Annotated in this window: 20 protein-coding genes and 1 tRNA gene; 6 read left to right on the top strand and 15 right to left on the bottom strand. The window is 61.8% G+C overall.

Annotated features, from left to right (window positions below; translation table 11 throughout):
* Positions 1 to 32 precede the first annotated feature (32 nt).
* Positions 33 to 105 (bottom strand) — tRNA-Ala (locus tag HMPREF3160_RS04790).
* A 297-nt stretch (positions 106 to 402) separates the two neighbouring features.
* Here HMPREF3160_RS04790 and HMPREF3160_RS04785 point away from each other — a divergent pair.
* Both HMPREF3160_RS04785 and HMPREF3160_RS04780 read left to right on the top strand, forming a co-directional pair.
* Positions 403 to 1887 carry an AI-2E family transporter gene (locus tag HMPREF3160_RS04785; RefSeq protein ID WP_070507330.1) on the top strand — a complete coding sequence of 495 codons (1485 nt, stop codon included), beginning with the start codon at positions 403 to 405 and terminating at the stop codon, positions 1885 to 1887.
* Positions 1888 to 1935: 48 nt separating this feature from the next.
* Complete coding sequence (locus tag HMPREF3160_RS04780) at positions 1936 to 3456, top strand: MFS transporter (protein WP_070507328.1); 1521 nt, start codon at positions 1936 to 1938, stop codon at positions 3454 to 3456.
* A 153-nt stretch (positions 3457 to 3609) separates the two neighbouring features.
* On the opposite strand, the gene HMPREF3160_RS04775 is transcribed toward HMPREF3160_RS04780, so the two are convergent.
* Positions 3610 to 3873 carry a GlsB/YeaQ/YmgE family stress response membrane protein gene (locus HMPREF3160_RS04775; protein WP_035756297.1) on the bottom strand — a complete coding sequence of 88 codons (264 nt, stop codon included), beginning with the start codon at positions 3871 to 3873 and terminating at the stop codon, positions 3610 to 3612.
* 187 nt (positions 3874 to 4060) lie between these two features.
* On the opposite strand from HMPREF3160_RS04775, the gene HMPREF3160_RS04770 reads away from it, so the two are divergent.
* The gene (locus HMPREF3160_RS04770) at positions 4061 to 7672 is read left to right on the top strand and encodes a bifunctional proline dehydrogenase/L-glutamate gamma-semialdehyde dehydrogenase (protein ID WP_070507327.1); all 3612 of its coding nucleotides are present in this window, start codon (positions 4061 to 4063) and stop codon (positions 7670 to 7672) included.
* 131 nt (positions 7673 to 7803) lie between these two features.
* Here HMPREF3160_RS04770 and HMPREF3160_RS04765 read toward each other — a convergent pair whose 3' ends face one another.
* The 6 genes from HMPREF3160_RS04765 to HMPREF3160_RS04740 all read right to left on the bottom strand — a co-directional run bounded on the left by HMPREF3160_RS04765 (position 7804) and on the right by HMPREF3160_RS04740 (position 14092).
* Entirely contained in the window at positions 7804 to 8889 is a 1086-nt protein-coding gene (locus tag HMPREF3160_RS04765; RefSeq protein ID WP_070507326.1) for an enoyl-CoA hydratase/isomerase family protein, read from the bottom strand.
* A gap of 12 nt (positions 8890 to 8901) precedes the next feature.
* Positions 8902 to 9936 carry an LLM class flavin-dependent oxidoreductase gene (locus HMPREF3160_RS04760; RefSeq protein ID WP_070507325.1) on the bottom strand — a complete coding sequence of 345 codons (1035 nt, stop codon included), beginning with the start codon at positions 9934 to 9936 and terminating at the stop codon, positions 8902 to 8904.
* Positions 9937 to 10063: 127 nt separating this feature from the next.
* Entirely contained in the window at positions 10064 to 11614 is a 1551-nt protein-coding gene (locus tag HMPREF3160_RS04755; RefSeq protein ID WP_070507319.1) for an FMN-binding glutamate synthase family protein, read from the bottom strand.
* 227 nt (positions 11615 to 11841) lie between these two features.
* Positions 11842 to 12045: a cold-shock protein gene (locus HMPREF3160_RS04750; protein ID WP_035756264.1), complete on the bottom strand. Its 204-nt coding sequence runs from the start codon at positions 12043 to 12045 to the stop codon at positions 11842 to 11844.
* Positions 12046 to 12300: 255 nt separating this feature from the next.
* Positions 12301 to 12708, bottom strand: a complete 408-nt coding sequence (locus tag HMPREF3160_RS04745) for an RNA-binding S4 domain-containing protein (protein WP_052048466.1) — start codon at positions 12706 to 12708, stop codon at positions 12301 to 12303.
* Positions 12709 to 12805: 97 nt separating this feature from the next.
* Positions 12806 to 14092 (bottom strand): AI-2E family transporter, encoded by a 1287-nt coding sequence (locus tag HMPREF3160_RS04740; RefSeq protein WP_083285430.1) that lies wholly within the window; start codon positions 14090 to 14092, stop codon positions 12806 to 12808.
* 57 nt (positions 14093 to 14149) lie between these two features.
* On the opposite strand from HMPREF3160_RS04740, the gene HMPREF3160_RS04735 reads away from it, so the two are divergent.
* On the top strand, positions 14150 to 14941 hold the full coding sequence (locus tag HMPREF3160_RS04735) for an alpha/beta fold hydrolase (protein WP_070507318.1): 792 nt from the start codon (positions 14150 to 14152) through the stop codon (positions 14939 to 14941).
* A 98-nt stretch (positions 14942 to 15039) separates the two neighbouring features.
* Here the strand turns inward: HMPREF3160_RS04735 and HMPREF3160_RS04730 are convergent, their stop codons facing one another.
* Complete coding sequence (locus HMPREF3160_RS04730; RefSeq protein WP_083285429.1) at positions 15040 to 16347, bottom strand: acyl-CoA dehydrogenase family protein; 1308 nt, start codon at positions 16345 to 16347, stop codon at positions 15040 to 15042.
* Positions 16348 to 16597: 250 nt separating this feature from the next.
* Here HMPREF3160_RS04730 and HMPREF3160_RS04725 point away from each other — a divergent pair, with 250 nt between their 5' ends.
* Complete coding sequence (locus HMPREF3160_RS04725; RefSeq protein WP_083285428.1) at positions 16598 to 17872, top strand: mechanosensitive ion channel family protein; 1275 nt, start codon at positions 16598 to 16600, stop codon at positions 17870 to 17872.
* 70 nt (positions 17873 to 17942) lie between these two features.
* Here the strand turns inward: HMPREF3160_RS04725 and HMPREF3160_RS04720 are convergent, their stop codons facing one another.
* The 6 genes from HMPREF3160_RS04720 to HMPREF3160_RS04695 all read right to left on the bottom strand — a co-directional run bounded on the left by HMPREF3160_RS04720 (position 17943) and on the right by HMPREF3160_RS04695 (position 24143).
* On the bottom strand, positions 17943 to 18701 hold the full coding sequence (locus HMPREF3160_RS04720) for an iron ABC transporter ATP-binding protein (protein ID WP_035756268.1): 759 nt from the start codon (positions 18699 to 18701) through the stop codon (positions 17943 to 17945).
* Positions 18698 to 19792 carry an iron chelate uptake ABC transporter family permease subunit gene (locus HMPREF3160_RS04715; RefSeq protein WP_256173978.1) on the bottom strand — a complete coding sequence of 365 codons (1095 nt, stop codon included), beginning with the start codon at positions 19790 to 19792 and terminating at the stop codon, positions 18698 to 18700. Before HMPREF3160_RS04715 ends, HMPREF3160_RS04720 begins: the two co-directional genes overlap by 4 nt.
* Complete coding sequence (locus HMPREF3160_RS04710) at positions 19785 to 20933, bottom strand: ABC transporter permease (protein ID WP_083285427.1); 1149 nt, start codon at positions 20931 to 20933, stop codon at positions 19785 to 19787. The genes HMPREF3160_RS04715 and HMPREF3160_RS04710 overlap by 8 nt, the downstream gene beginning before the upstream one ends.
* A gap of 158 nt (positions 20934 to 21091) precedes the next feature.
* Positions 21092 to 22039 (bottom strand): siderophore ABC transporter substrate-binding protein, encoded by a 948-nt coding sequence (locus HMPREF3160_RS04705; RefSeq protein ID WP_035756270.1) that lies wholly within the window; start codon positions 22037 to 22039, stop codon positions 21092 to 21094.
* A gap of 345 nt (positions 22040 to 22384) precedes the next feature.
* Positions 22385 to 23188 carry an SDR family NAD(P)-dependent oxidoreductase gene (locus tag HMPREF3160_RS04700; RefSeq protein ID WP_070507314.1) on the bottom strand — a complete coding sequence of 268 codons (804 nt, stop codon included), beginning with the start codon at positions 23186 to 23188 and terminating at the stop codon, positions 22385 to 22387.
* A 46-nt stretch (positions 23189 to 23234) separates the two neighbouring features.
* Positions 23235 to 24143 (bottom strand): MBL fold metallo-hydrolase, encoded by a 909-nt coding sequence (locus HMPREF3160_RS04695; RefSeq protein ID WP_256173977.1) that lies wholly within the window; start codon positions 24141 to 24143, stop codon positions 23235 to 23237.
* A gap of 182 nt (positions 24144 to 24325) precedes the next feature.
* On the opposite strand from HMPREF3160_RS04695, the gene HMPREF3160_RS04690 reads away from it, so the two are divergent.
* Complete coding sequence (locus tag HMPREF3160_RS04690) at positions 24326 to 25030, top strand: copper resistance CopC family protein (RefSeq protein ID WP_070507313.1); 705 nt, start codon at positions 24326 to 24328, stop codon at positions 25028 to 25030.
* Positions 25031 to 25084 lie beyond the last annotated feature (54 nt).

Genomic DNA, 25084 nt, shown 5'->3' with positions numbered 1-25084 from the left:
GTGTGAACGATGTCCCGACACATTACAAAACGTGGAGGTAAGGGGATTCGAACCCCTGACCTTCTCCATGCCATGGAGACGCGCTACCAACTGCGCCATACCCCCGCAAGGCAGAAGCCATAATAATTCACTTATAATTCCTGCGCTGTCCGCTCTGCCTGCAGGTCCTCACTGGACCGCGCCGCGGCGAACAGATGAAACCATACCACGCCCAATAGACGAACCCAAACCGAACTCAAACCCGGCCCGAAGCCGGCCCGTGCCCCACCCGCCTCTAACCCAAACTCAACCCGAAAACACACCCGTTTGACGCCGGCGCGCAACAGTCGCCGCGCAGCCGTCATCGCGCCATAGAATGGTGTGCGAATGGGCCGAAGTATCCGTTGAAGCTAGGGGAGAAGTATGTCTGGACGTCAAGAATCGTCAGATGAATACACAGCAGACTCGAACGATGCTGTGACCGGCGAAATCCCCATCGTCCCCACCCCCGAAAACCCAGACGGCGCCAAACCAGAAGACGCCGAACCCGCCGACACCCAAACTGAAGCCCCGCAACCCAAAGACAGGTCGGACGATGCGGCACACGACCCCGCCTCCGCCTCCACCTCCGCCGCGCAGGAAGAGCCACGTGACACCGCCACCGACGCCGACGCCGACGCCGACGAGTTCAAGCCAGCCCGCAGCATCGGAGTGATCCCGCTGGATGACGCCGGCAAACCCAAGGAGGAGTTCTCTGCCTCCGCGGGTAAGGCCCGCAAGTGGGGTGAAGACCAACAAGCCGGTATGCCTCGGTTCATCAAGGTGACGCTCGGGCTCGCCGCCACCTGCATCATCCTCATGTTCGTGCGCGATCTGCAAGACATCATCGCGCCGGTCTTCCTGGGCTTGAACCTCATGATCGTGGTGTATCCGGTCCAGAAGTTCCTGCAACGCTGGGTGCCACCGTTCGTGGGCGCGATGGTCTCGCTCTTGCTGGTGCTCGTGATCCTGGTGTTGTTCGTGTGGCTCATCGTGTGGTCGCTACTCGCGTTGATCCAACTCATGCCGTCCTATAACGAACAGTTCGTTGAAGCGTGGCAGTGGATCCAGAAGACCGCGCTCGAACTCAACCTGGACTTCAGCGAAATCACCAAGTCACTGCAATCCATCCAGCCGAACGACGTCATGTCGCTGTTGGCGCCACTGTTCTCCAACGTCTCCTCAATCCTCGCTCTACTGACCACCCTGGTGATCGCGACCCTGTTCCTCGCAATGGACTCCGCTGGCTTGCACGCACGCCAGCAGTTGCTGCGCATCACCAAGCCGCGCGCCCTCATCGTCACCAACGACTTCGCCTACGGCGTGCGCCGCTACTGGCTCGTCACCACCGTGTTCGGCCTCATCGTCGCGATCGCCGACGTTGGCGCGCTCTGGCTGCTCGGCATCCCGCTGGTATGGGTGTGGGGCATCCTCTCCTTCATCACCAACTACATCCCCAACGTCGGGTTCTTCATCGGCCTCATCCCACCCGCACTGCTGGCTTTCCTCGAGAAAGGCTGGGGTTCGGCGGTTGCCGTGATCGTCGCGTACTCGGTCCTGAACTTCGTGATCCAATCGATCATCCAACCGAAGTTCGCCGGCGAATCCGTGGGCGTCACCCCAACCGTGTCCTTCCTGTCCCTGCTGTTCTGGGTCTGGGTCCTCGGCCCGCTCGGAGCCCTCCTGGCACTGCCGGCAACGCTGCTGCTAAAATCCTTCCTCATCGATTCCGACCCGAACGCGCGATGGCTCAACACCTTCATCGCGGTCCCCGCGGATTCTGCGCTCCCTGAGGATGAACAGCCGATGCCGCTATCGGAACGCAAAGCCCGCGCCTGGAGGGAACGCAAAGCCATCCTCCGCGGCTAACCAGAGCACGCTTGCGCTCCTGTTATTTGTTGTTTTTCGAGAAAGTTTATGTCCCCCCAATACGGTAAATACGAGCAGCTGATCCCGAGCGCCCGCAGGCGTTGGGCCGCGTTGGCGTTGCTCATGATTGTTGTCCTGCTGGTTTCTGTCGATAACTCCGTGATGGTGCTCGCCCTACCGGAAATCGCTGTTGAACTGCACGCGAACGCAACCGAGCAACTGTGGGTCTTGGACATCTACCCGCTGGTTTTGGCGGGGCTGTTGGTCCCGATGGGAAACTTGGGTGACCGGATTGGTCGCCGCCGCATCATGATGATCGGCGCGGTCGGCTTCGCGGTGGTCTCCGGTATCGCTGCGTTCTCGGTGAGCCCGATGATGCTCATCGTGTTCCGCGCCCTGCAAGCAGTGTTCGGTGCGGCACTCATGCCTGCCACGCTGTCCCTGATCCGCAATATCTTCCCGGACCCACGCGAACGCACCACCGCTGTCGCTATCTGGGCGGCTACGTTCTCGGCGGGTGCGGCACTCGGGCCGATCATCGGCGGACTGCTGCTGAACTTCTTCTGGTGGGGTTCCGTCCTGCTCATGGCGGTCCCGATCCTGCTCCCGTTCCTGATCGGCGCGCCTTTGTTGCTGCCGGAGTCGAAGGACCCGAACCCGGGCCCGCTCGATGTTGTGAGCATCGCGCTCGCTATGGCCACCCTGCTTCCTCTCACGTACGGGATCAAGACCCTGCCACAACAGCTGTGGGTCGGCCTGGCCGCTATCGCGTTCGCGCTGGCTGTCGGCTTCGTTTTCGTGCGCCGCCAACTGGGTGCGGACATTCCGTTCCTGGACGTCCGATTGCTCTCTCGCAAGGCGTTCGCGCTTCCACTGATCATCAACCTGCTCGCGATGTTCTCGCTCGTGGGCTTCCTCTACTACCTCTCCCAGCATCTACAGCTCATCGAGGGCCGCAGCCCAGCGGAGGCCGCCCTGTTCATGCTGCCTGGCATGGTCATGACGGTGGTCGCTGGTCTCGGTGTTGTTCCGGTGGCCCGGAAAACGGGCCCGGTTGCCGCGATGGTCGCGGGTCTTCTGTGCAGTGCGCTCGCGTACGGGATCCTCGCGGTGTTCGTGGGGCGCGGGGACTGGGTTCCGATGGTCGCGTTCCTTCTCATTGGTGCTGGCGCTGGCATGGCGGAGACCCTCTCGAACGACTTTGTGCTCACCGCCGTGCCCTCCGAAAAAGCCGGTGCCGCGTCCGCGATGTCTGAAACCGCGTACGAATTCGGCACCGTCATGGGGGCCGCCGTTCTGGGTGGGCTACTCAACGCCCTCTACACCGCGCACCTCGTGCCGCCTGCGGCCCTGAGCCAGGCCCAGGGTGAACAAGCAGCCTCTTCGCTCGCTGCAGCGCACGATGTGGCGGCCAGGATCCCGCACGAACGCGCGGCAGAACTCTTGCAGGCAGCATCGCACGCCTTCGACTCGGGCGTCACCGTGACCGCCACGGTCGCAGGGGTGCTGGCCCTCGCGGTATCCATCGCCGTGTACTTCGGCCTGCGCACACCCCGCGACGCCAAATAAACACGCGGTGCCCAGTCAATAGCCCGGTGCCAGGTAACCAGCGCAGAGCCGCAACCGCGCAGTGCAAGCAGCCATCTAGAAGTCAGCGGGCTTAAAGAACGGTGCCCTACCAGGTCAAACCTGGTAGGGCACCGCTGTCTAGAGCTAGGTCTATTACTTAGCGCGTGCGGAGCCGCGGGAGAAGATTCCCAAGATACCCAGCAGGATGCAGGTACCTGCGATCGCGCAGATCCACGTGCTCAGCTCGAAGAAGCCGCCGGTTCCCTTACCGAAGATAACGGAACCGAGCCAACCACCTAGAAGACCACCAATGATACCGACGACGAGCGTTGGGATGATTCCCATCGAGTCGCCCATGATCGCCTTACCAATAGCGCCAGCAATCAGACCTACTAGAATCCAACCTAGAATACCCAAAGCCAACACCGCCTTTCAGAATAAAACAGCACCCACACGTTGAGGATGCCTTCTGCTTACAACCCTACGGCAAAATAGAGATATAGCCAGGGAGAAGCTCAAATTACGCTGAGAGCATCCTGAAAGCCAGCTAGATTTTCCACGGAAATACGTTAGTTATTGACACAAAAGTTAGGAGTGCGTACGCATGACGGGACGCCACACGGCTGAATCGATCACCCGCAGGCCCATCGCTTGGCACGGGCCAGACATGGAAGGACTCATCCGCCCGTGGGACCTCACAGACGAAGCCGTACAGCAGGTTCGTGACTGGCTCGCCGCGGCCCGCGATTACCCCGTCGATAGGGCGGCCCAACAGCTCGCCGGCGTGCTCTCTGACCCGGACGGCCTCGACTTCACGGTCGGGTTCGTGGACCGCGTGATCCGCACCGAGGACCCAGCGGCAGCCGCGAAGGCCCTCAACGAGATCGCGGCGAAGGTCCCAGCGTTCCTGCCGTGGTACCTCCAAAGCGCAGTGAAAGCCGGGGGAACCCTCGGTAAGCTCGCCCCACGTGTCGTGATCCCGGCCGCCCGCGCCGCACTTCGTAACATGGTCTCCCACCTCATCGTGGATGCCCGCCCAGACAAGCTCACCAAAGCGATCAAGGAGCTACGCACCGAGGGCATCGACCTCAACATCAACCTGCTGGGTGAAGCGATCCTCGGCGAAGACCAGGCCGCGCACCGCGTCAAGGGCACCAAGGAGCTCATCGAACGCTCCGACGTGGACTACGTATCCATCAAGGTCTCCGCAACCGTGGCGCCACACAGCCCGTGGGCCTTCGATGAAGCCGTGACCGACATCGTGGAGCACCTGCGCCCGCTGTATCGCGCGGCCAACAACGCCAGCCCGCGCACCTTCATCAACCTGGACATGGAGGAATACAAGGACCTCGACCTCACGCTCGCGGTATTCACCGAGCTGCTGAGCGAGGACGAGTTCACAAACACCGAGGCCGGGATCGTTTTGCAGGCCTACCTGCCGGACTCCTACGCCGCCATGAAGCGCCTCCAGCGCTTCGCCGCGGAACGCGTGGCCAACGGTGGAGCCCCTATCAAGGTGCGCCTGGTCAAGGGCGCGAACCTGCCGATGGAACAGGTCGAAGCGCAGATGCGCGGCTGGACCCAGACCGTGTGGTCCACCAAGCAGCTCACTGACGCGAACTATAAAGCGATCCTCGACTACGCACTGACCCAGGACCACGTCAAGAACGTGCGCCTCGGCATCGCAGGCCACAACCTCTTCGACATCGCGCTGCACCTGCATCTGATGCGTGCCCGCGGCATCGAACCGGGTGGCAAGGACGTCGAATTCGAGATGCTGCTGGGCATGGCAAGCCAGCAGGCACAAGCGGTGCGGCAGGATGTGGGCCGGCTTCTGCTCTACACGCCGGTGGTCAAGCCGGATGAGTTCGATGTTGCGATCTCCTACCTTGTGCGTCGCCTCGAAGAGGGCGCGACCGAAGACAACTTCATGTCCGAGGTCTTCAACCTCGACGAAGAGCCTGCCGCGTTCAAGCAGGAAGAGGAACGCTTCCGTGAATCTGTCAGCATCCTGTCAGAATGGACGGAGGCGCCCGTACCGCGCCGCTTCCAGGACCGCAACAAAGAAGACTTCACCCAACCAACCTGGGGCGGCACCTTCACCAACGAACCGGACACCGACCCGGACCTGGCATGGAACCGACTCTGGGGCGGAGACATCCTCAAGAACATCCCAACCAGCACCCTCGGCACAGACACCGTAGCCGCAGCGAAAGTCAAAGACACCACACGCCTCAACGAGGTCTACGATGCCGCCCAAAAAGCCGCCGACGTGTGGCAAGGCCTCACCCCAGACCAACGCGCCGACGTGCTCCACCGCGCCGGAGACAAAATGAAGGCCCGCCGCGCCGACCTGCTCGAAGTCATGGGCTCCGAAGCCGGCAAGACGCTGGCCCAGGGCGACCCGGAAGTCTCCGAAGCCATCGACTTCTGCAACTACTACGCCGAACAGGCACGCAACCTCGGCACGATCGCCGGCGCGGAACCCGTCATGGACAAAGTCACGCTCGTGACCCCGCCATGGAACTTCCCCGTAGCCATCCCAACCGGCTCAACCATCTCCGCGCTCGCCGCGGGCAGCGCGGTAGTGATCAAGCCAGCCCGCGCATCCATCCGCTGCGGTGCAGTGCTCACCGAATGCATTTGGGAAGCGCTCGATGAAGCCGGGCTCCCACGCGAGATCCTGCAACTCATCGACGCCTCCTCCCGCGACCTCGGCGACGCGATGATCACCGACGAACGCGTGGGCCGCGTGATCCTCACCGGCGCGTACGAAACCGCTCAGGCCTTCCACGAGATGCGCCCAGGCCTGCCGCTGTTCGCGGAAACCTCGGGCAAGAACGCGATCATCGTGACCCCATCCGCGGACTACGACCTCGCCGCGAAAGACATCGTCGACTCCGCATTCGGCCACGCAGGGCAGAAGTGCTCGGCCGCCTCGCTGGTGATTCTGGTTGGCCAGGCGGCCCGCTCCGAGCGCCTCTACCGTCAGATCGTCGACGCCGCGAACTCGCTCGTGGTGGGCTATCCGGAGAACCCCGAATCGATCATGGGGCCAGTCATCGAAGAACCAGGGGAGAAGCTGCGCCGCGGCCTCACCCAGCTCGAGCCAGGGCAGAACTGGGTCCTCAAACCTGAACCCCTCGATGACTCCGGCAAGCTGTTCTCGCCAGGCATCCGCGCCGGCGTGAAGCCCGGCTCCGAGTTCCACCTGACCGAATACTTCGGGCCCGTCACCGGCATCATGCACGCCGAAAGCCTCGAAGAAGCCGTCCAGTGGGTCAACCAGATCGACTACGGCCTCACCAGCGGCATCCACTCACTCGATGCCGAGGAAATCCGGTACTGGCAGCAGCACATCGAGGCCGGCAACCTCTACATCAACCGCGGTATCACCGGCGCGATCGTTCAGCGTCAACCGTTCGGCGGCTGGAAGAAATCCGCGGTCGGCACCGGAACCAAGGCCGGCGGCCCGAACTACGTCCCGTCGATGCTGCGCTGGGAAGACTCCGAACACGGCCTCGGCCCAGCAGACCGCGAGGTCATCGTGTCCACGCCGCACTACTCGATGCTGGTCCACACCTTCAACGAAGAACCACGGGCCTGGCTCGAACAAGCACTCGCGCAGGACGCCAAGGACAGCGAGTTCTTCGAAGGCCTCCAAGACGCCACAGGCCTCGACGTTGAGGTCAACGGTCTGCGCTACCGTCCCGTCAAGGTACGCATCCGCGTGGCAACCATCGAAGAAGCCGACCTCGTGCTGCTAGCACGCGTGGTTGCCGCAGGCTGGCGCGTACTGCGCTCCGTGACCGACCGCGTAGGAACCGGCGCTAAACAGCGCATGGAAGTCTCACTGCCAGACGAGGCACCCATCGGTATCGCCGATGCCTACCGTCAGCTGGGTGCCGCGGTCGTCATAGAAGACGAAGAAGCCTGGCTCGAAACCTGCCGACAGCTGTCCGCGAACCCGGACGGAAGCCGCGTGCGCCTCATCGGACGCGAAGGAACAGAAGAGATGGACGCGCTGGTTCAGGCGACCCGCGAGGCCACGACCCAAGCCCCAGACCTCGCCGTCAACGCGCACCCGGTCACACGTTCGGGCCGCATCGAAATGCTGCCATTCGTGCGCGAACAATCCGTGACCATGACCGCGCACCGCTACGGCACCGTCAACAAGCTCGCCAGCGAAGCACTCGGCGACGTCACCCGCAAGTAGCGCCTCAGAATAGCGCCGAGGGGATGAAGTACTGTGGCCCGCTCGAATGTTTCGAGCGGGCCACAGGTGTCAATACTGGTGGCTAGGCAACGGGGGGGCGGGACAGCGCCGGGCGTGTGTCAGTGCCGGCGCTACCAGTCGCCGTCTTCGCCGTCGTCCCACAGGCCGAGCTCATCGTCCTGGGGTTCGAGCATGCGGGCAACCCGGTCTGTATCGACATCCTCGGCGCGGGTCACCGACCACCGCGGTGATTTGTCTTTATCGATCAGCAGCGCACGGATCCCCTCAACAACATCGGGGGTGTCCATGACGTAGGACGCTGCACGGTGCTCACGTTCGAGCGCGCCCCGCAGCTCGTCTTCGGCGCGGGACTCACGCACGAGCTGCAACGCAATCTCACACGCGATCGGCGCGTTAGCGCGAATCCGCTCAGCAGCCTTCGCGGCCGCCGGCCACGGGGAGGCACCCAGATTCTTCAGGATCTGAGCGACATCACTGCCGGAATACGCCTCATCGATCCAGGCCCGCTGAACATTCAACTCAGAACGCTGCGGCGCACCATGCATGATGTGCAGGCCCACCGCCAAATCCTGGCCAGGCAAAGCACACAGGTCAGCGATCGAGGTGAGCACGTCATCCACGGCATCCTGCTCGATGCAGAAATCAGCCAGACCGAACTCGACAGCGTCCCCGGCACCCACCGCATCTCCAGTCAACGCCATGTGTTCGCCGACCCGTCCCGGCGCCCGGCCCAGCCACAGCGAACCACCCACATCCGGAACATAGCCGATGCGCACCTCCGGCATCGCAAGCTGCGAATCCGGGGTCACAATCCGCACCGAAGCCGCCGATGCCAGCCCGAAGCCCGCGCCCATCGTGACCCCGGTCATGAACGCGATCACCGGCTTAGGGTAGGTCTGGATCGCGGCCGCCAGCTCGAACTCGGCGGCCAAGATGCCCAGCATCTGCGTGGCCTCGCCCGCCATGAGCATGCGGCGAAAATTCGGCAGGTCACCGCCCGCACTGAACCCACGTTCGCCCTCACCCAGCAAAACCACGGCCTTGACGTCCCCGTTATACCGCCATGTACGGAGGGAAGTGTGGACCGCATCGACCATCTCAGGGGTCAAAGCGTTGAGCTTTTCAGGCCGGTTGAGGCGGATGAGGCCCAAGCCTTGGTGCACGCTGGCGTGCACGAGGTGAGTTTGCATCTGCATGGATCCTTCCCGTTACTTCTGCCAGGCCTCGCCGGTTGCGATGACGGAGGCGAGCCGGTCTTCGTGCGCCACGGCTTGGTGGGCGAGAATCAGCTCATCAGCCTGCGTTTCCGCGGCCATACTCTTGAGCTGTTCGACCACACGATCCGGCGTGCCCACCGCGGAATAGCTCATCATGTTTCGCACCTGGTTACCCGCTGGCATCTGCAGGATCTGGTCGATCTCAGCCTCGGTAAAAGGCTGCGGACGATGCCGACCCAGCATGGACTGCACGCGGCGGCGCAGTGCGTGCTGGAACTGCTGATTCGCCTCAGACACGGTCGGTGCGGCCACAACGCCCACAGCCACGGTGACGCGTGGCTTCTCCAGCCGCTCGGATGGTTTGAACTCGCTCCGGTACACCTCAAGTGCCTCTTGCAAGTGGGTTGGCGCGAAGTGCGAGGCGAAAGAGTAGGGGAGCCCGAGTTTGGCGGCCAGCTGCGCGCCGTAAAGGGAAGACCCCAGGATGGTGACCGGGATCGTGGCATCCGGTGTGGCCGGGAACGCCTCGACCCCAGGGATGCGCGACGGGCCATCCAAATACCCGAGCAGCTCCATGACGTCAGAAGGGAAATGCTCCGCGGCTTCAGGGGAGCGATGCAGAGCGCGCACCGTCGCCTGATCCGTACCAGGGGCCCGGCCCAGGCCGAGCTGGATGCGTCCAGGGTAGAGGGCCTCAAGCATCTTGAACTGCTCAGCCACCACGAGCGGGGCGTGGTTCGTCAGCATCACGCCCGCCGCACCCATGCCCAACGTCTCGGTGCGGGCGGCGACGTGACCCATCAAAACCGCGGTAGCGGTCGATGCGATCTCAGGCATGTTGTGATGCTCGGCGTAGTACATGGTCTGGTAGCCGGTACGTTCCGCGGTCTGGGCGAGCTCAACCGCGTTGACGAAGGGCTGCTGCGGGCCATCGTTACGGCGCGCGGGAACTAGATCCAGCATCGAAAGCGCTGGCGCAGTGGAGTGGTCAGTTGACTGTGAAGAGGACACCGTTGAAGTAGCCATTAGCTATTTCAACGGTGCCCTCAAACGAAATATTCCGCCGCGGGCTACGTATGGGCCCGGCGCGGGCCGGGCGCAACCCACGTTCACGCCAAGCGCGTTCGCCCCGCGCGCCGCGCCTGCCTCCCTGCTATGCGCGGGCGGTTGTCGCGTTGCCGAGCCCGTAGCGGCTCGAGCTCGCGTTCGCCCAGTGTTCCTTCCACATGCGTGGGGAATCGCTCAGCAGTTCACCTGGTTCAAGCCACGTGAACAGGCGAGCGAAGGAATCGTTGTTGTCTGGGGAGACGTTGCGGCGCAACATCGCAGGGGAGAGGTCCTCAGGGCGCGTCACGCCCATCGAAGCCATGATCTTGACCGCCTGGGCAACGGTTGCCTGGTGGAAGTTATAGACCCGATTAGCCTTCACATCCACGTCCAGGCCGCGCTCAAGGCGCGGGTTCTGGGTCGCGACACCCACAGGGCAGGTACCTTCAGCGCAACGCAGAGACTGGATGCAACCCAGCGCGAGCATCATCCCGCGCGCCGAGTTCGTGAAGTCAGCGCCCTGAATCAAGCGCTTGACGATAGCGTTACCCTCAGCGATCTTGCCGGAAGCACCGATCTTGACCTTATCGCGCAAACCGGCACCCACCAGAGCGTTATGCACAATCATGAGACCCTGGGTCAGAGGCATACCCATGTGGGTTTCGAACTCAACCGGGGCGGCACCAGTACCGCCTTCAGCGCCATCGACCACAATGAAGTCTGGCGCCGTGCCAACCTCGATCATCGCCTTGCACATCGCCAAGACGTCATCCACCGACGTCACGCACAGCTTGTAGCCGGTCGGCTTACCACCCGAGAGCTCGCGGGTCTTAGCGATGAACTCGATCAGTTCGGTCGGGGTTTTGAACGCCGAATGTCCCGGAGGGGAAACACACTTCACGCCCTCAGGGATGCCGCGGATCTCCGCGATCTCTTTAGTCACCTTCGGGCCAGGAAGAACACCACCAAGACCGGGCTTAGCGCCCTGGGACAGCTTGATCTCAACGGCCTTGATCTGCTCGTTGCTCGAGACATCACGGAAACGCTCGGGATCAAACGTGCCGTTTTGATCGCGGACACCGAAATAACCCGTACCGACCTCGAGGATCAGGTCGCCACCCTGCTGGTGGTACGGCGTGAACCCACCCTCACCGGTATCGTGCGCGAAATTGCCCATCCGCGCACCCTTATTCAGGGCCGTGATCGCGTTACCTGAGAGGGAACCGAAGCTCATCGCGGAAATGTTCAGCAACGACATCGAATACGGCTGCTTACAGTCCGGTCCGCCGATCTCAACACGCGGCGGGGTCTGTGGCGGCTCGAGCGGGTTCATCGAGTGAACCATCCACTCGAAACCGACCTCGTTGACTTCTGCTAACGTGCCGAAAGCCTCCTCGGCCTTCTTGCCGTCGGCGCGCGCGTTGATGAGGTCTCGGGTCGTCTTGTCGAACGGGCGGCCATCCCAGTCACGTTCAATGAAGTACTGCTGGATCATCGGGCGGATCTTCTCCAGCTGATACCGCGCATGCCCCAGCACCGGATAGTTACGCAGAACCGCGTTCTTCTTCTGGAGTAGATCACGAACGGCCACACCACTCACGGCAGCAGCGGCACCGATCGCAGCCCACGTACGCTTCTTAAGCTTCTTGTTTGCCACAGTCTTCCCCTTGTTGGCGAGGTGAGGTGTTCCCAGATTATCGCCTCAATGTACGATGCGGCGAAAGCTGAACAGATTACTGCTCGCTTTCGCCGCATCGGGGGCTACCGCAACGTGGACGGCCTAACGGGGCTACCGACTAGGGTTACCGCATCGGGGTCGCCATGCTGGGGCTACCACGTTGGGGTTAAGAATGTTATGTAATTATGCGCTGTTGTAGCGTGCGCTTACAGCGGGGTGATCTCGGTTGCCTGCAGACCCTTCGGGCCCTCAGCTACAACGAATTCAACGCGCTGGCCCTCTTCGAGGGTGCGGAAGCCAGTAGTCTGGATTGCGCTGAAGTGAGCGAAGAGGTCATCAGAAGAATCATCCGGAGCGATGAAGCCGAAACCCTTGTCTGGGTTGAACCATTTGACGGTTCCAGAAGCCATACGAGCCCTTGTCCTTTCTACACCCAGCGGTTAAGCCGGGCCTATGCCCACGCGTGGGCGGTTCTACTACCTTGACTCGCGGTGTGCTGACCGGTGCCGGACTGCTTTCGGCGAACAAGATCTGCCTGCATATGCACAGACGTAGCTTTCACGCTACCGTCTCGGAACGAATTACTCTAGCGGGGCGATAAACTCACAGCGCATTCATATCGGCTCACATGAGAAGCTCAGCTAGGGCTTAGGTTCAGGGCGCTGTCAAGGGCCGGAATTGAGGTCCAGATCCTCGATGTTCTCAACGGTTGGAACCCACGATGCGCGCAGCTGATCCATCTGCCGGCGTTCCTTCTTGGTGGGCCGGCCAGAGCCGCGCGGACGGACCGGCACCTGCGGGATCGCGGGCTTGACCCGTTCAGGTGTGTGGTCGACGTATGCGGTGGCCGCGACCTGCGCTGAGACGCGCTTGGCGAGCGGCTTCACAACCTGCAGGTGCCGATCGAAACCATGCCGGCGGATGCGCACGTTATCGCCGGGCTTGATCGCATATGCCGCCTTGACCGGCTCACCATTGACCCGAATATGTCCCGCTCTGCAAGCGGTGGTGGCCTCCGAACGCGTCTTATAGACGCGCACGGACCACAACCACGCATCGATACGAGCTTTCATGAACGAACCCTCACATGCATTACGGAGTTTGGGTAGGGGAGGCACAGATCAGCCTGGGCTTGTTGCAGACTAATACGGCCCTGTTGCAGGCCCCGCGTTAGGCGAGCTGCTTGACCCGCTTAGCGCGCTTCTTCGCGATCTTCCGGATGCGTTTCTTCCGCTTGCGGTATTCGAGATCATCCACCTTGGTTTCCCTCCCGGTGAAGACCTTGACCGCGGCCCACGCGGCAGCCGTTAGCGGAACAGCGAGCAGTGCACCGATGATGCCGGCAAGAACCGTCCCAGCGGTCAGGGCGAACAACACAACGAGTGCGTGAACCCGCAGAGCCGAACCCATCACGAGCGGCTGCAGGAGGTTGCCTTCAAGCTGGTTCACCACAATCGAACCGATAATGATCGCCAGCGCTGGAAGCCAACCGTTGGTCACTAAAGCGACGAGGGCGGCGAGGATCGAGCTGACCAACGCACCCATGATCGGGATGAAGCCGCCGATGAACACGATGATCGCCAGCGGGAACCACAACTGCACACCGAACACGAGCATGACCAGGGCGATGCCTGCCGCATCGACCGCTGCAATCACCGCGGTGCCACGCACATAACCGCCGAATGTGTCACGGGCACGCACCGCAGCCGTATGCCACGTAGGCTGAGCCGACTCAGGAACCCACGAGTGAAGGAAAGACCAGATCTTGTCGCCATCACGCAAGAAGATCGCGATCGTGACAATGAACGTACCCATGCCCGCAAAGAACATGCTCGCAGAAGACAACCCGGCGGCCGCGCCCGTGCTGAAGGTCGAGCTCGTCAAGAATTTCTTGACTTGCTCGATCCCTTCATCCACCTGGCTCGAGCTGATCTCGATGCCCATCTTGTTCGCCATCTCACGCGTCTGGTTGAAGCCCTGCACCGCGTTATCAACCAGCCCGCTCCACTGGGAGACGACCGTCGCGGTGATACCGCCAATAATGCCGCCGAGCACCAGCACCGCGGCAACCACAACCACCACGGCGGCCCACGTATCAGACATGCGTTGGCGCAACCACTCGATCGCAGGCCACGCTGCACACGCGAGGATGGTCGCCAACAAAACAGGGATGACGAGAACCGAAACCTGGATCAGCCCATACACCAGGACGGAGGCCAGCGCGATAATGAGCAGCACTTGCGCGCTACGTGCACCCGCGCGGCCCCAACGGTCCTTCCACGGGTTCGGAAGGTCACGCACGCTCGGCAAATGGTTCGACGTGTTGGCCTCCGTGCTGCCAGACACCGGCGCAGGCTTTTGCGCCGCGGCAGGAATGTGAGTGCGGGTTTTGCGCTGAGGCGTGCCGTCTAGTTGACCTGTGCCTTCTTGCTGACCGGTGCTTTCGTGCTGATCCATGTCTACTATCTTGGCACGATGCGCACCGACACGGGCTGTTAGTTAGAATCCAAACTCGTGAGCTATGCAATCAACCCCACGGACGGAACCCGCATCTACTACGAGGTAACCGGGGAGGGGCCCGTCCTGATTTTCCTGCACGGATCGGCGCTGTCGCGGGTCATTTGGCGTGGGCTGGGCTACCTCAAAGGCCTGCCGGGTTACACCTACATCCGCATCGACGCGCGCGGCCACGGCAAGTCAGATAAACCCCACGAGGCGCAGGCCTATGCGATGGAGCGCATGGCTGAAGACGTGCTCGCCGTGATGGATGCCGAACGGATCGCTATCGCGGGCTTGATCGGTTACTCGCTTGGTGCGCGCACCGGCTGGCAGCTCATGACCACCGCGCCAACCCGATTCACGACCTTCGTTGCGCTCGGGGGAAGCCACCGGAAGCAGACCGGTGAAGTCCAAAACATCTTCTTCCCCGGCTACCTCGAAACCTTGCGTGCCGGAGACATCGACGCGTTCGTCGCGGGCTTCGGGCCAGGACTAGACCACGCCACCGCGCTCGCGTTCAAAGCTAACGACCCGCTCGCGCTCTACGCGATGTTCACCGAGATGGAAACAGCAGAGAAAACCATCCCGGACACGCTCATCGCCCAGGTCAGCGCACCCGTGCTCACGATGGCCGGAGACAAGGACCCGCGCCGTTACGCAGACTCACAAGATGAAGCACAGCTCGCTCAGAATTGCACGTTCCATCCACTGCCTGGACGCAACCACGCGGGAACCTTGTTCTATGCGCAAGACAACCTCGCCGTCATCAAACCGTTCCTAGATAAGAACTACCCTGGGCTGAGTTAGCCCGGGTTGATACAGGCGGGGCTAGCCTGCGCGATGCCCGGCGCCCCACGATGCCGGGCGCACCGCGATGCCCGGCGCCCCACGTTGCCCCGGAGCAGCTAACCGGCGAAAGTGGATTTGCCGGTCACGCCACGCCCGATCAGCAACGCCTGCACAGTTTCGGTGCCTTCATAGGTGTGCAGCGCCTCGATGTCGGCGAAGTGGCGTGCCACCCGGTTCTTGATCAGGATGCCGTTGCCGCCCAGAAGGTCACGCGCATCGGCGGCAATCGAACGGGCCGCACGCGTGGACGTGAACTTAGCCAGCGATGCAAGCTCGCCGGAGAGCTCACCGCGGTCCTCCAACTCGGTGCAGTGCAGAGCCAAAAGCTGCGCCTGAACGAGCGTGGACTGCATGCGCGCCAAACGCTCGTTCACAATCTGGGAATGAGCCAGCGGGCGGCCAAACTGCATGCGCTTGCTCGCGTACTGCGCGGCGACCTCGTACGCGCCCATCGCCGCACCCACGGCGGCCCATGCAACACCGAGGCGGGTAGCGAACAAAACCTGCGCCGTGTTCTTGAAGGACTGCGCGCCCGGCAGCACGTTCTCCTCTGGAACGAACACATCCTGCAGATCAATTTCGGCCTGCCACAAGCAACGCAGAGCGATTTTCTCCTTCAAATGGAACGCGCTGTAGCCCTCCGCATCCTGCGGGACAATGAAGCCTTTGACCTGGCCGTCATCGGTATCACGAGCCCACACGACCGAGATGGCCGGCGCACCGAACTCCGGACCGATCGCCCCGTTACCGATCCACTTCTTGGCGCCAGTGATGCGCCACCCGCCATCGACCTTAGTAGCCATGGTCTCCAGGCCGATCGAATCCGAGCCGTGGGTTGGCTCCGTCAGGGCGAACGCGCCAGCAACACTGCCTTCGGCAAGTGCCGGACCCCACTTCTGCTTCTGTTCCTCGGAGCCGCACAGGTCGATCGAACGCAGAGCCAAGCCACCCTGGACACCCACGATGGTGGACACCGAGAGGTCTACGCGGCCCAGCTCCATGCCGACCATCGCGGCCTCAAGCCGGCTCCAGCCTTCACGGCCATCCACCGCGATGCCGTCGCGCAGCAGATCAGCCTCGCCGAGTTCCTTGGTCAGATGCGCCGGATACTCGCCGCGGTGCCAGTAGTCATCGATCACCGGCGCGACCTTCTCGAGCGCGAAAGCGCGCGCCCGCTCCCGCACGGCACGCGCACTCTCAGGTAAATCTTTGAAAACCCCCGCCGGATCAGCGTTCGGCGCGTCAGGGCCGGCCGCGTACAGATCGTAATCCGGCTCCGTGAGCGAAGCAGGGCGCGATGTGGATGCTTGCTGCGCTGGCTGCGACGATGATGGCTGCGGTGGGGAGGTGGAAGCGTCAGTCATGAGAACTCCTGAAACGAAGACGTGAGCGGAGGGCAACGGCAACAGCAGCGACTATGCGGTACGGCCGGCAGTTACCCCCAAGTAACCTAATGTGACCAGCCTAACGTTCGCGCGTTCATCTGACTAGGGCTAGGCCTGCCTAAGGTGCGTAGAGAACGCGCCAATGCAGCCGACAGCGCAGTGCGCGTTTACCGCGCCTTACCGCAACACTTCAAGGAATCCATCAGAAACTTGTGAAACGCTGACAGTTATGAGATTCCTAGCAACCTTGTTGACGGCCTTGCCTGCAGAAAAAGCGAGCCCCAGCGATGGTCAGAGCCCCGGTGAATCGGAATCTCCAAAACCGTCTGAGGAACCTGGCGCATCGGAATCTGGGAAGCCCTCAAGCGACCCGTCCTCAACAGACCCCAGCAAGGATCCAAGCTCAAGCCCGAGCGGCTTCCTGGAGCCTGATCCGGACAAGCCGACGCTTCCCGGGCTCGAGCCGATCGTCGAGAGCGCACCGAATGTGGTGCGGCCGTGGCTCGCGTTCGGCATTCCGATCGTCGCATCGTTAGTCATCACATGGCTCGTGTGGTTCATCTTCGCGCGGATCCTGCGTAAGCGCCCGCGGGTCAAGGAGCAGCTAGGCCGCCTCCAAATCCCTGTGTTCTGCCTCCTGCTTTCGGTGGGACTCATGTTCGGGACCCCGGGGGTGTTCCGGGATGAAGAAATATCGATCCCGTTGGCTGTGATCCTCAAAGTCGCGGCCGTCGCTTCGATCACGTGGCTTGCGGTCACGGTGCTTTCGGTGGTCGAAATCTCCGTGATTGTGCACTATGAGGAATCCGGGGACCCGCGGCAGGTAGCCAAGCTGCGTACCCAGATGACGTTGATGCGGCGGCTCGTGACCGCGATCGTGCTCGTGCTCGGCGTGGGCGCGGTGCTACTCATGATCCCGAGCGTGCGCGCGATGGGTGCAACCGTTCTCGCGTCCGCCGGTTTGATCTCCGTGGTTGCAGGCCTCGCGGTTCAGGGAGTGCTGACCAACGTGTTCGCTGGCTTGCAGCTCGCGTTCTCGGACGCGATCCGTGTTGAAGACATCGTGGTGGTGGAAGGCCAACGCGGCAACGTCAAAGAGATCACGCTGACATACGTTGTGGTCAAGCTCGTGGACGGCCGCAAAATGATTCTGCCGTCTACCTACTTCACCACCACGCCGTTTGAAAACTGGTCGCGAGGCGGGGAAGAAATCAAGGGCTCGGTGGTCCTGGACCTCTCGTGGGATGCACCCGTTACGGCACTGCGTAAACGCGTTGAACAGCTACTGGACGCAACTGAGCTGTGGGACGGCCGCTTCAGTGAGACCGTTGTGACCAACGCGGCCGGCGGCAACATGCAACTCACCGTCGTGGTGAGCGCCCGCAACCCGGGCGACCTCTGGGATCTGAAAAACTACATCCGCGAACACCTCGTAGACGAAGTCATGCAGAAATACCCGGACGCCCTCCCGAAAGTTGTGCCCGGCAGCCAGCCGCCAGCCTGAGCCAGCGTAGCCAAAGCTCACCGGCGGAACCGGAGCTCACCGGCGGAACCGGAGCTAGCCCAAAAGCAACCTAGCCGTAGTAGACGCCGATGCGTTTACCGTCGATCTCGTGGATCGGGATCTGCATCTGATACACCTCAGCGAGCCGTTCGGTGGTCATGAGTTCTTCCGGGCTGCTCTGCTGAACCAAGCGGCCATCGCGCATCGCCACGATCGTGTCCGAATACACGGAGGCGAAGTTGATGTCGTGCATCACCACAACCACCGTCTTACCTTGCTCATCAACAAGGCGGCGCATGAGCTTCATCATCTCGACCGAGTGCCGCATGTCCAGGTTGTTGAGCGGCTCATCCAACAGGATGTAGTCGGTGTCTTGCGCCAAAACCATCGCGATGAACGCGCGCTGACGCTGCCCGCCTGATAGCTCGTCGAGGTATTTGAACGCTAGCGGCGTGATGTCCATTTCCTGCATTGCTTGAGCGATGATCGCGCGGTCCTCACGCGTGGCCTGGCCGCCGTTATGCGGGAAGCGACCGAAACCCACGAGGTCGCGCACACGCAACCGGAGCGAAACATGGTTGTCCTGCCGCAAGATAGCGAGCTTCTTCGCCAACGTTTTCGACGGCGTCGTGGACACATCCAAACCATCGACTTTGACGTTGCCCTCCTCCATCGGGATCAGGCGCGACACCATCGAAAGCAACGTGGACTTGCCGGCGCCGTTGGGGCCGATGATGCTCGTGAGCCCGCCTGCCGGGATCACTGTGGTGACCTCATCGACCACTGTGGTGGCGCCATACTGCTTGGAAACCTTATTGATTTCAATCATGACTTCAACGATCCCTTCAGCAACAGCGCGATGAACACAATGCCACCGGCAAACTCAATCACAACAGACAGCGTGGTCGAATGGCCCGCGAGCCGCTCAACAATGAACTGACCCACAACTAAGGCGAACGCACCGATCAGCGAGGACACAATGAACAGGGTCCCGTGGCCCGCGCCCGGTAGCGCTTGGTAGGCGAGCGAGACCACGAGCAGGCCGAAGAACGTGATCGGCCCAACCAGCGCGGTACAGGTTGCAACCATCACGGCAGACAAGATCAGCACGATGGTGGTGACCCGTTGGTGGTTGATGCCTAAGCTGGTTGCCATGTCGCGGCCCAGCGCCATCGCATCCAGTGTGTGGCGCATACGCCACGCGAAGAACACCGCGACCCCCACCACGATCGCCGCGGCAGTCAGAAGGTTAGGGTCAACACGGTTGAAGGACGCGAAGAACAGGTCCTGAAGCTGCGTGAACTCGCTTGGATCCAGCAGTTTCTGCAGGAGAGCCGAGATGCCGCGGAACAGGGTCCCCAACACGATACCCACCAGCAGCATGAGGTGCAGGTTGGCGGTACGCCCAGTGAACATCCACCGGTAGAGCAACACAGCGAACAGGACCATGAGCCCCAACTCGATGCCGAAACGCAGCAGTGGGGAAGCGGTCATCCATGCGGTACCACCCAGAACGAATACCGCGGTGGTCTGCAGCAGGATATAGAGCGCATCCATACCCATGATGGATGGGGTCAGGATCCTGTTGGCGGTGACGGTCTGGAACGCGACGGTGGAAACCGCGATAGCGACAGCACATACGAGCATCGCGCCCACACGGGTTCCGCGCAGCTTCAGCGCGAATTCGAGCGCACCCATCAGATCCCACGTGAGGAACACCGCAACTGCAATCAGCAGTCCGGCGCTCAGTGCGGCGATCCAGATCCAGCCGCGCCGCGCGTCGCGCCGTTCAGCTTTGATACCTTCGGCAATCAGTTCATCCAGGGTCGTGGCGCTCGAAGCAGAGGCCAGCTGTTGCGTAGCCGCTGTTTTGTCATGAGCTGCTGCGTTGTCATGAGTTGCTGTGTGTTGATTAGGCACCTGCAGCCTCCTGTTCGGCGCGCTTGCGCATCGCCAGGGCTTTCTTAGCGGCCTGGCGGGCGCGCTTCTTCGAGGACGGCGGGACGTTCTGGTAGCGCTGGTGGATGATCATGCTGAGGAACACGATGGAACCCAATACGGACATGATCATGCCCACCGGGATTTCGTACGGGATGCGGATGAGCCGGCCGGCGATGTCGCAGGCCAGCACCATGCCGGCGCCCAAGAGCGCGGTCCAGGGGACTGCACGGCGCAGGTGGTCGCCCACGATGGCGGAGACGATGTTCGGGACCACAAGCCCCAGGAAGGGGAGTGCGCCTACGGTGGTGACGCTCACCGCGGAGATGAGCGCGACGACCGCCATACCGAGGCGGACTGTGACCTTGTAGTTCATGCCGATCGAGGTGCAGAAGTCGCTACCAAGGCCCGCGGCGGTGAAACGGTCTGCCGCGATATAGCCCACGAGGCCGACGACCGCGACGATCCACAGCAGCTCATAACGGCCTTGGATGATGCCGGAGAGGTCTCCGATCATCCAGGCGTTCAAGGTCTGGAGGAGGTCGTTGCGGTAAGCCACAAACGTTGCGGCTGCGGAGATCACGCCGCCGAGCATGATGCCAACCAACGGGATCAGCAGCGTTGCGCGGGTTGGGAGGTTGTTGATGATCGCGAGGAACAGAGCGGTGCCGACCAGAGAGAAGATGGTGGCGACACCCATTTTGCCGATCACTGGCATGGCCGGAACAAAGATCGTGACAGCGAGGATACCTAGCATCGCGGATTCGGTTGAGCCGACCATGTGCGGTTCAACAAAACGGTTGCGTGCCAGCTGCTGCATGATGAGACCGGAGATCGCTACCGCAGCGCCAGCAAGCAGGGCCGCTACGGTGCGGGGGACGCGCGAGATCCAGAAGACCTCCTCGGCTTCCTGCTTCCCGGCAAGCAGGTCAGATAGAGACAGTGAGGACGCGCCAACGAAGAGCGAGAGGGCCGCGAGGCCAAGAACCGCGAAAAGAGCGAGCAATAAGACCCACCATCGGGTCGCCAGAGACTGATCAGCTGGACCGAAAGTGACACGGCGAGGCCCCGGTGAAGACTCACGCTTCGCCCGGGGCGGGATGCTTGTAGTTGTTTTAGTCATGGTTTAACACCGAGATATTCGTGGTTCAACACTGCAGTGGTGCCCCAGATACGCTCACCTGTAGAGTCTTCGACCCAACTGGTGAGCCGGCAACTCAATGTGTGAGGCGCGTAAGGGTGGGGCGTCACGGGGACGCCCCACCCTTCGAGCTTTACAGGCTAGTCGAGTGCCTTTTCAACTTCGTCGATCATCTTCGGAACCGTGGTCAGGCCGTAGCCGACCAGGTACCAGTTAGCCGCATCGAGGTAGATGATCTTGTTGTTCTTAGCTGCATCGGTCTTGTTGACGAGCTTGTTATCGAGAACCTGCTTTGCGGACTCGCCGGAGGACTCGCCGATGGCCTGGTCACGGTCGATAGCAAAGATTGCGCCAGGGTTCTTGTCCTTGACGAATTCGAAGGAAACCGACTCGCCGTGAGGGCCAGATGCCTTCACGTCAGCGGCTGGCTTGAAGCCAAGGATGTCGTTGATGATTCCGAATCGCGAGCCCTTAGCGTAAGCGGTGAGCTTGCCGCCAGAAACCATGAGGGTCATGGTGGTCAGGTCGGACTTTTCAGCGCGAGCCTTGACCTCGTCGATGCGCTTTTCGAGCTCGCCCAGCTTTTCGTCAGCCTCTTTTTCGTTATCGACGATCTTGGCGAGTGAACGAGTGTTTTCCTCGAAGGACTCCAGCGGCTTGGTCGCGTCAACCGACATATCGATGGTCGGGGCGATATCGCTGAGGTCCTTATACGCGTCTGCGGTGCGGCCGGAGATGATGATGAGGTCAGGCTTTTCAGCGGCAACCTTCTCCAGGTCTGGCTCTTTTGGCCCACCGATCTTGGTGTACTTGTCGTCCTCGAGGTACTTCATCTGCTCCGGGTAGGTGAATTCGGCAACACCTGCGACGTCGGTGCCGAGCGCCTTGAGGGTGTCAGTGGAGGCGAGGTCGTAGCTGAAAATCTTCTCCGGCTTCTTAGGGACCTGGGTGGTGCCCTGCGCGTGTTTGATCTCGATGGTCTCCGACGAGCCCTTGTTGTTGTCTCCGTTGCCGGAGCAACCGGTCAGCGCGAGGGCTGCGGCGGCAACGACGGCGGTGAGCCGGGTTGCGAGGCGGGTACGCTTCATGGGTTTCTCTCGTTCTATCTGTTCCGTGGAGGGTGGCTCGGATGCCCCAGCTACCGCTCTGTTTGACAAGGCGATTGATTAGCAAACATTTATGTTTCGTAATCATCTGCCTATGAGGTTAGGCGATCCTATCTGCAAGATGCAAGTACGTGTTCCTTTACACGAAAGCGCCGTTGGGCGCGGAACGTTGAAGTTCCGCGCCCAACGGCGCTTGAGTAGCTACTTACTTGTGAGCCAGGTTACAAGACGAGGTGCGTTCCAGGCAGGCGGCGGCCAGGGTTGTGGCTGGGGTGTGGCTGGGGTGTGGCTGGGGTGCGCGCGGGCTAATCGTTGGTCGAACTTGCCCTAATCGTTGGTTGAACTTGCCGCGTTCGTCGTGACTTTCTGCACGGTGCGTGCAGGGAGGAAACGCAGGAGGAATCGCACTAGGCGGTAGCGGCGGGAGGGGATGCACAGGGCCTTGCCTGTCGCGGACGCCAGGAGGGACTCCCGCACCACTTGCTCGGGCTTGAGCCACGCGATCTTAGGGACACGGCTCACGTTCATATTCATGCGTTCATGGAATGAGGTGCGGGTCATTCCGGGGCATACCGCGGTCACGGACACACCGCGGTCTTGATACCTGCGGGAAGCGTATTCGGAGAATTCAACCATCGCGTGCTTAGCGGCGGAATAGGTGCTGACACCCGTGAACGCGGCGATGGAGGCGATGTTTATGATGCGCCCGCCGCCGCGTTTGATCATCGCGGGGATCGCGGTGTGCATGAATCGCAGCGGGATTTCGGTGTGGATGCGCCAGTGGTCCTGCTCATCCTGCCACTCGCTGGATGTGAACCCCTTGATGAGCCCGAAACCAGCGTTGTTGACTAACAGCTCCACGGGGTCGATGTCGGAGGCGAGACGTTTCTCGACCGCCGCGGCCCCTTTTTCAGTCAGCAGATCGCCGATGAGGGTTTCAACGTGGACGGCGTAACGGCTCTCAAGCCGGTGAGCTACTTCCGCGAGTGCTTCGGCGTCGCGGGCACACAGCACGAGGTGCCTGCCTTGCGCGGCGAGTTGTTCTGCGAATTCTTCGCCGATCCCTGCGGTTGCCCCAGTGATCAGCGCTGTTCGGTGAGGTGCGTTTAGTGGGGCTGGGGTGGTGTCCATACTGAAACAGTAGTCCTTCGGTGGGGCTGGCGTCTTGATGTTGCGTTTATGCGCCGTCTTCGAGTGCGGCTAGTTGGGCGCTCACGGTGTGTTCGGCGGCGGGCCTGACCTCGGCATCGACGTCAGCATAGACGATGTCGGTCACGTTGCTGACGGTGGCTTCTTCGCCGCGTTCCTGCAGGGTATGCACGGCGGCGCGGACCTGTTCGAGACGTTCGCGGCGGTGCGCGAGGTATTTGCGCGCGGTCTCCGCAACCGAGGGGAGGAAACCTGCATGTGCGGGAAGTGCCGGGATGTTACCGAGCGTTTCAAGTTTCTCGAGCGAGTCCAGGTAGTTGGTGAGCCGACCGTCCGGGTGGTCGATGATCGTGGTGCCACGCCCCAGGATCGTGTCCGCGGTCAGAACCCCGAGCGGCCGGGCCTCGGGCGTGGATTCGATGACGATGCTGATGGAGTCCGATGTGTGGCCCGGCGTGGCAAGGACCCTCAGCTGAAGCCCGGCGCCAGGCACATCGATGATCTCTCCGTCTGTGAGTGGTTCTTGTCCTTCGCCGCAGTAGTCGCTGCTGAGCGCGCGGCTCGGTGCACCCGTGAGGTCCCGTAGGCGTTCTAATCCACCGACGTGGTCAGGGTGCCGATGCGTAACCAGGATCAGCGCGACCTCGTGCGAGGCGAGCGCGGCCTGGTGCTGCGCATCGTCATCACCCGGATCCACCACGATCGCACCGCGCTGGCTGGGGATCCAATAGCTTTGCGTGCCATCCAACGTCATAGGGCCTGGATTGTTCTGGTGCACCATCCACACGCCTTCGACAGGTGTAGCAACCGCGCCGGCCGGGGCCGTGTCTACAGCGTCCGGGGCGGCGTCGCCTGTAGAGACCGGGACAGCGCCGCCTGGGCCAGCAGCCGCATCGTGCATGCCGTGGGCGTGAGGGTTGTTCTCGCTCGCGTTCATGCACCCCAGTATGCAGGAACCCCCTGACGGTTTCTGGACAGAGCCTGATAGTTTCCGGGTTTGGGCGCCCGGTTGGGAAGGTGAGCGCCTAAACTTATCGCAGTGACCCGCTGGAAGCGTGACGTAACGAATATCTGCAAGCGGTGTCCTCAATGCGAATCATCAACGGTAAGGATTGAACTGTGCAGGTACGTGCTCGTTTGTCGAAGCCCATGGTCGCTGTGTTGGCGGCGTCCATGCTGCTGTTCGCTGGTTTGTTCGCGGGATTTGGTGCCCAGAAGGCGTTTGCGCATGATCAGCTCATTGCCGGCGACCCGCCCTCGGGCAACGCGATCGCGAAAGCGCCGGAGAAGATCACGCTGACGTTCTCGGGTGAGATCCGGCAGGTTTCAGGTGGTGAAGCCAACCAGATCATTGTTCAAGACCGCGACGGCAACGAGCTGACTTACGGCGACGTCACAGTTAAAGGGACTAAGGTTTCGCGGGCTATGCAGCCGCTTCCGGAAGGCACGTATGACGTCAAGTGGTCCGCGCTTTCCTCGGACGGCCACCGGATCCAGGGCGACGGCAACTATTCCTTCACCGTGACCGAAGGTGCCTCGAAGAAGGAGATCGAGGCGTGGGAGAAGTCCCAGGGTGGCAACTCCGATGACGGTGAAGCAGGCTCCGGCAAGGGTAGCGAGGACGGGCAGAGTTCCAAGGGCTCCGATGCCGCGGCAGCAAATACGGAAGGTTCTGCGTCTGCTCAGGCGAAGGCCGTGACGCCGGAATCCACGGCTGACACCACAACCATCATGTGGATTGTGGGCGCCGCATTCCTAGTGCTCGTAGTGATCGGTCTCATCTTGCAGGTGACCCTCAAGAAGACCGGAAGGCACAGCCACTAATTATTTGCGGCACTACTCAACGCGAACACCGCGACCTTTGCTGCTGACCTCTGC

Source organism: Arthrobacter sp. HMSC06H05, assembly GCF_001807395.1.
GTDB classification, from domain to species: domain Bacteria; phylum Actinomycetota; class Actinomycetes; order Actinomycetales; family Micrococcaceae; genus Pseudoglutamicibacter; species Pseudoglutamicibacter albus.
This window is presented reverse-complemented; position numbering and strand designations above follow the sequence as displayed.

Excerpts from the sequence above, each read along its gene's own strand:
- HMPREF3160_RS04695 (WP_256173977.1), bottom strand. The coding sequence starts at position 24,143 with ATGAACGCGAGCGAGAACAACCCTCACGCCCACGGCATGCACGATGCG.
- HMPREF3160_RS04770 (WP_070507327.1), top strand. The coding sequence starts at position 4,061 with ATGACGGGACGCCACACGGCTGAATCGATCACCCGCAGGCCCATCGCT.
- HMPREF3160_RS04760 (WP_070507325.1), bottom strand. The coding sequence starts at position 9,936 with ATGGCTACTTCAACGGTGTCCTCTTCACAGTCAACTGACCACTCCACT.
- HMPREF3160_RS04725 (WP_083285428.1), top strand. The coding sequence starts at position 16,598 with ATGAGATTCCTAGCAACCTTGTTGACGGCCTTGCCTGCAGAAAAAGCG.
- HMPREF3160_RS04730 (WP_083285429.1), bottom strand. The coding sequence starts at position 16,347 with ATGACTGACGCTTCCACCTCCCCACCGCAGCCATCATCGTCGCAGCCA.
- HMPREF3160_RS04720 (WP_035756268.1), bottom strand. The coding sequence starts at position 18,701 with ATGATTGAAATCAATAAGGTTTCCAAGCAGTATGGCGCCACCACAGTG.
- HMPREF3160_RS04765 (WP_070507326.1), bottom strand. The coding sequence starts at position 8,889 with ATGCAGATGCAAACTCACCTCGTGCACGCCAGCGTGCACCAAGGCTTG.
- HMPREF3160_RS04780 (WP_070507328.1), top strand. The coding sequence starts at position 1,936 with ATGTCCCCCCAATACGGTAAATACGAGCAGCTGATCCCGAGCGCCCGC.
- HMPREF3160_RS04710 (WP_083285427.1), bottom strand. The coding sequence starts at position 20,933 with ATGACTAAAACAACTACAAGCATCCCGCCCCGGGCGAAGCGTGAGTCT.
- HMPREF3160_RS04705 (WP_035756270.1), bottom strand. The coding sequence starts at position 22,039 with ATGAAGCGTACCCGCCTCGCAACCCGGCTCACCGCCGTCGTTGCCGCC.
- HMPREF3160_RS04740 (WP_083285430.1), bottom strand. The coding sequence starts at position 14,092 with ATGGATCAGCACGAAAGCACCGGTCAGCAAGAAGGCACAGGTCAACTA.
- HMPREF3160_RS04745 (WP_052048466.1), bottom strand. The coding sequence starts at position 12,708 with ATGAAAGCTCGTATCGATGCGTGGTTGTGGTCCGTGCGCGTCTATAAG.
- HMPREF3160_RS04785 (WP_070507330.1), top strand. The coding sequence starts at position 403 with ATGTCTGGACGTCAAGAATCGTCAGATGAATACACAGCAGACTCGAAC.
- HMPREF3160_RS04700 (WP_070507314.1), bottom strand. The coding sequence starts at position 23,188 with ATGGACACCACCCCAGCCCCACTAAACGCACCTCACCGAACAGCGCTG.
- HMPREF3160_RS04750 (WP_035756264.1), bottom strand. The coding sequence starts at position 12,045 with ATGGCTTCTGGAACCGTCAAATGGTTCAACCCAGACAAGGGTTTCGGC.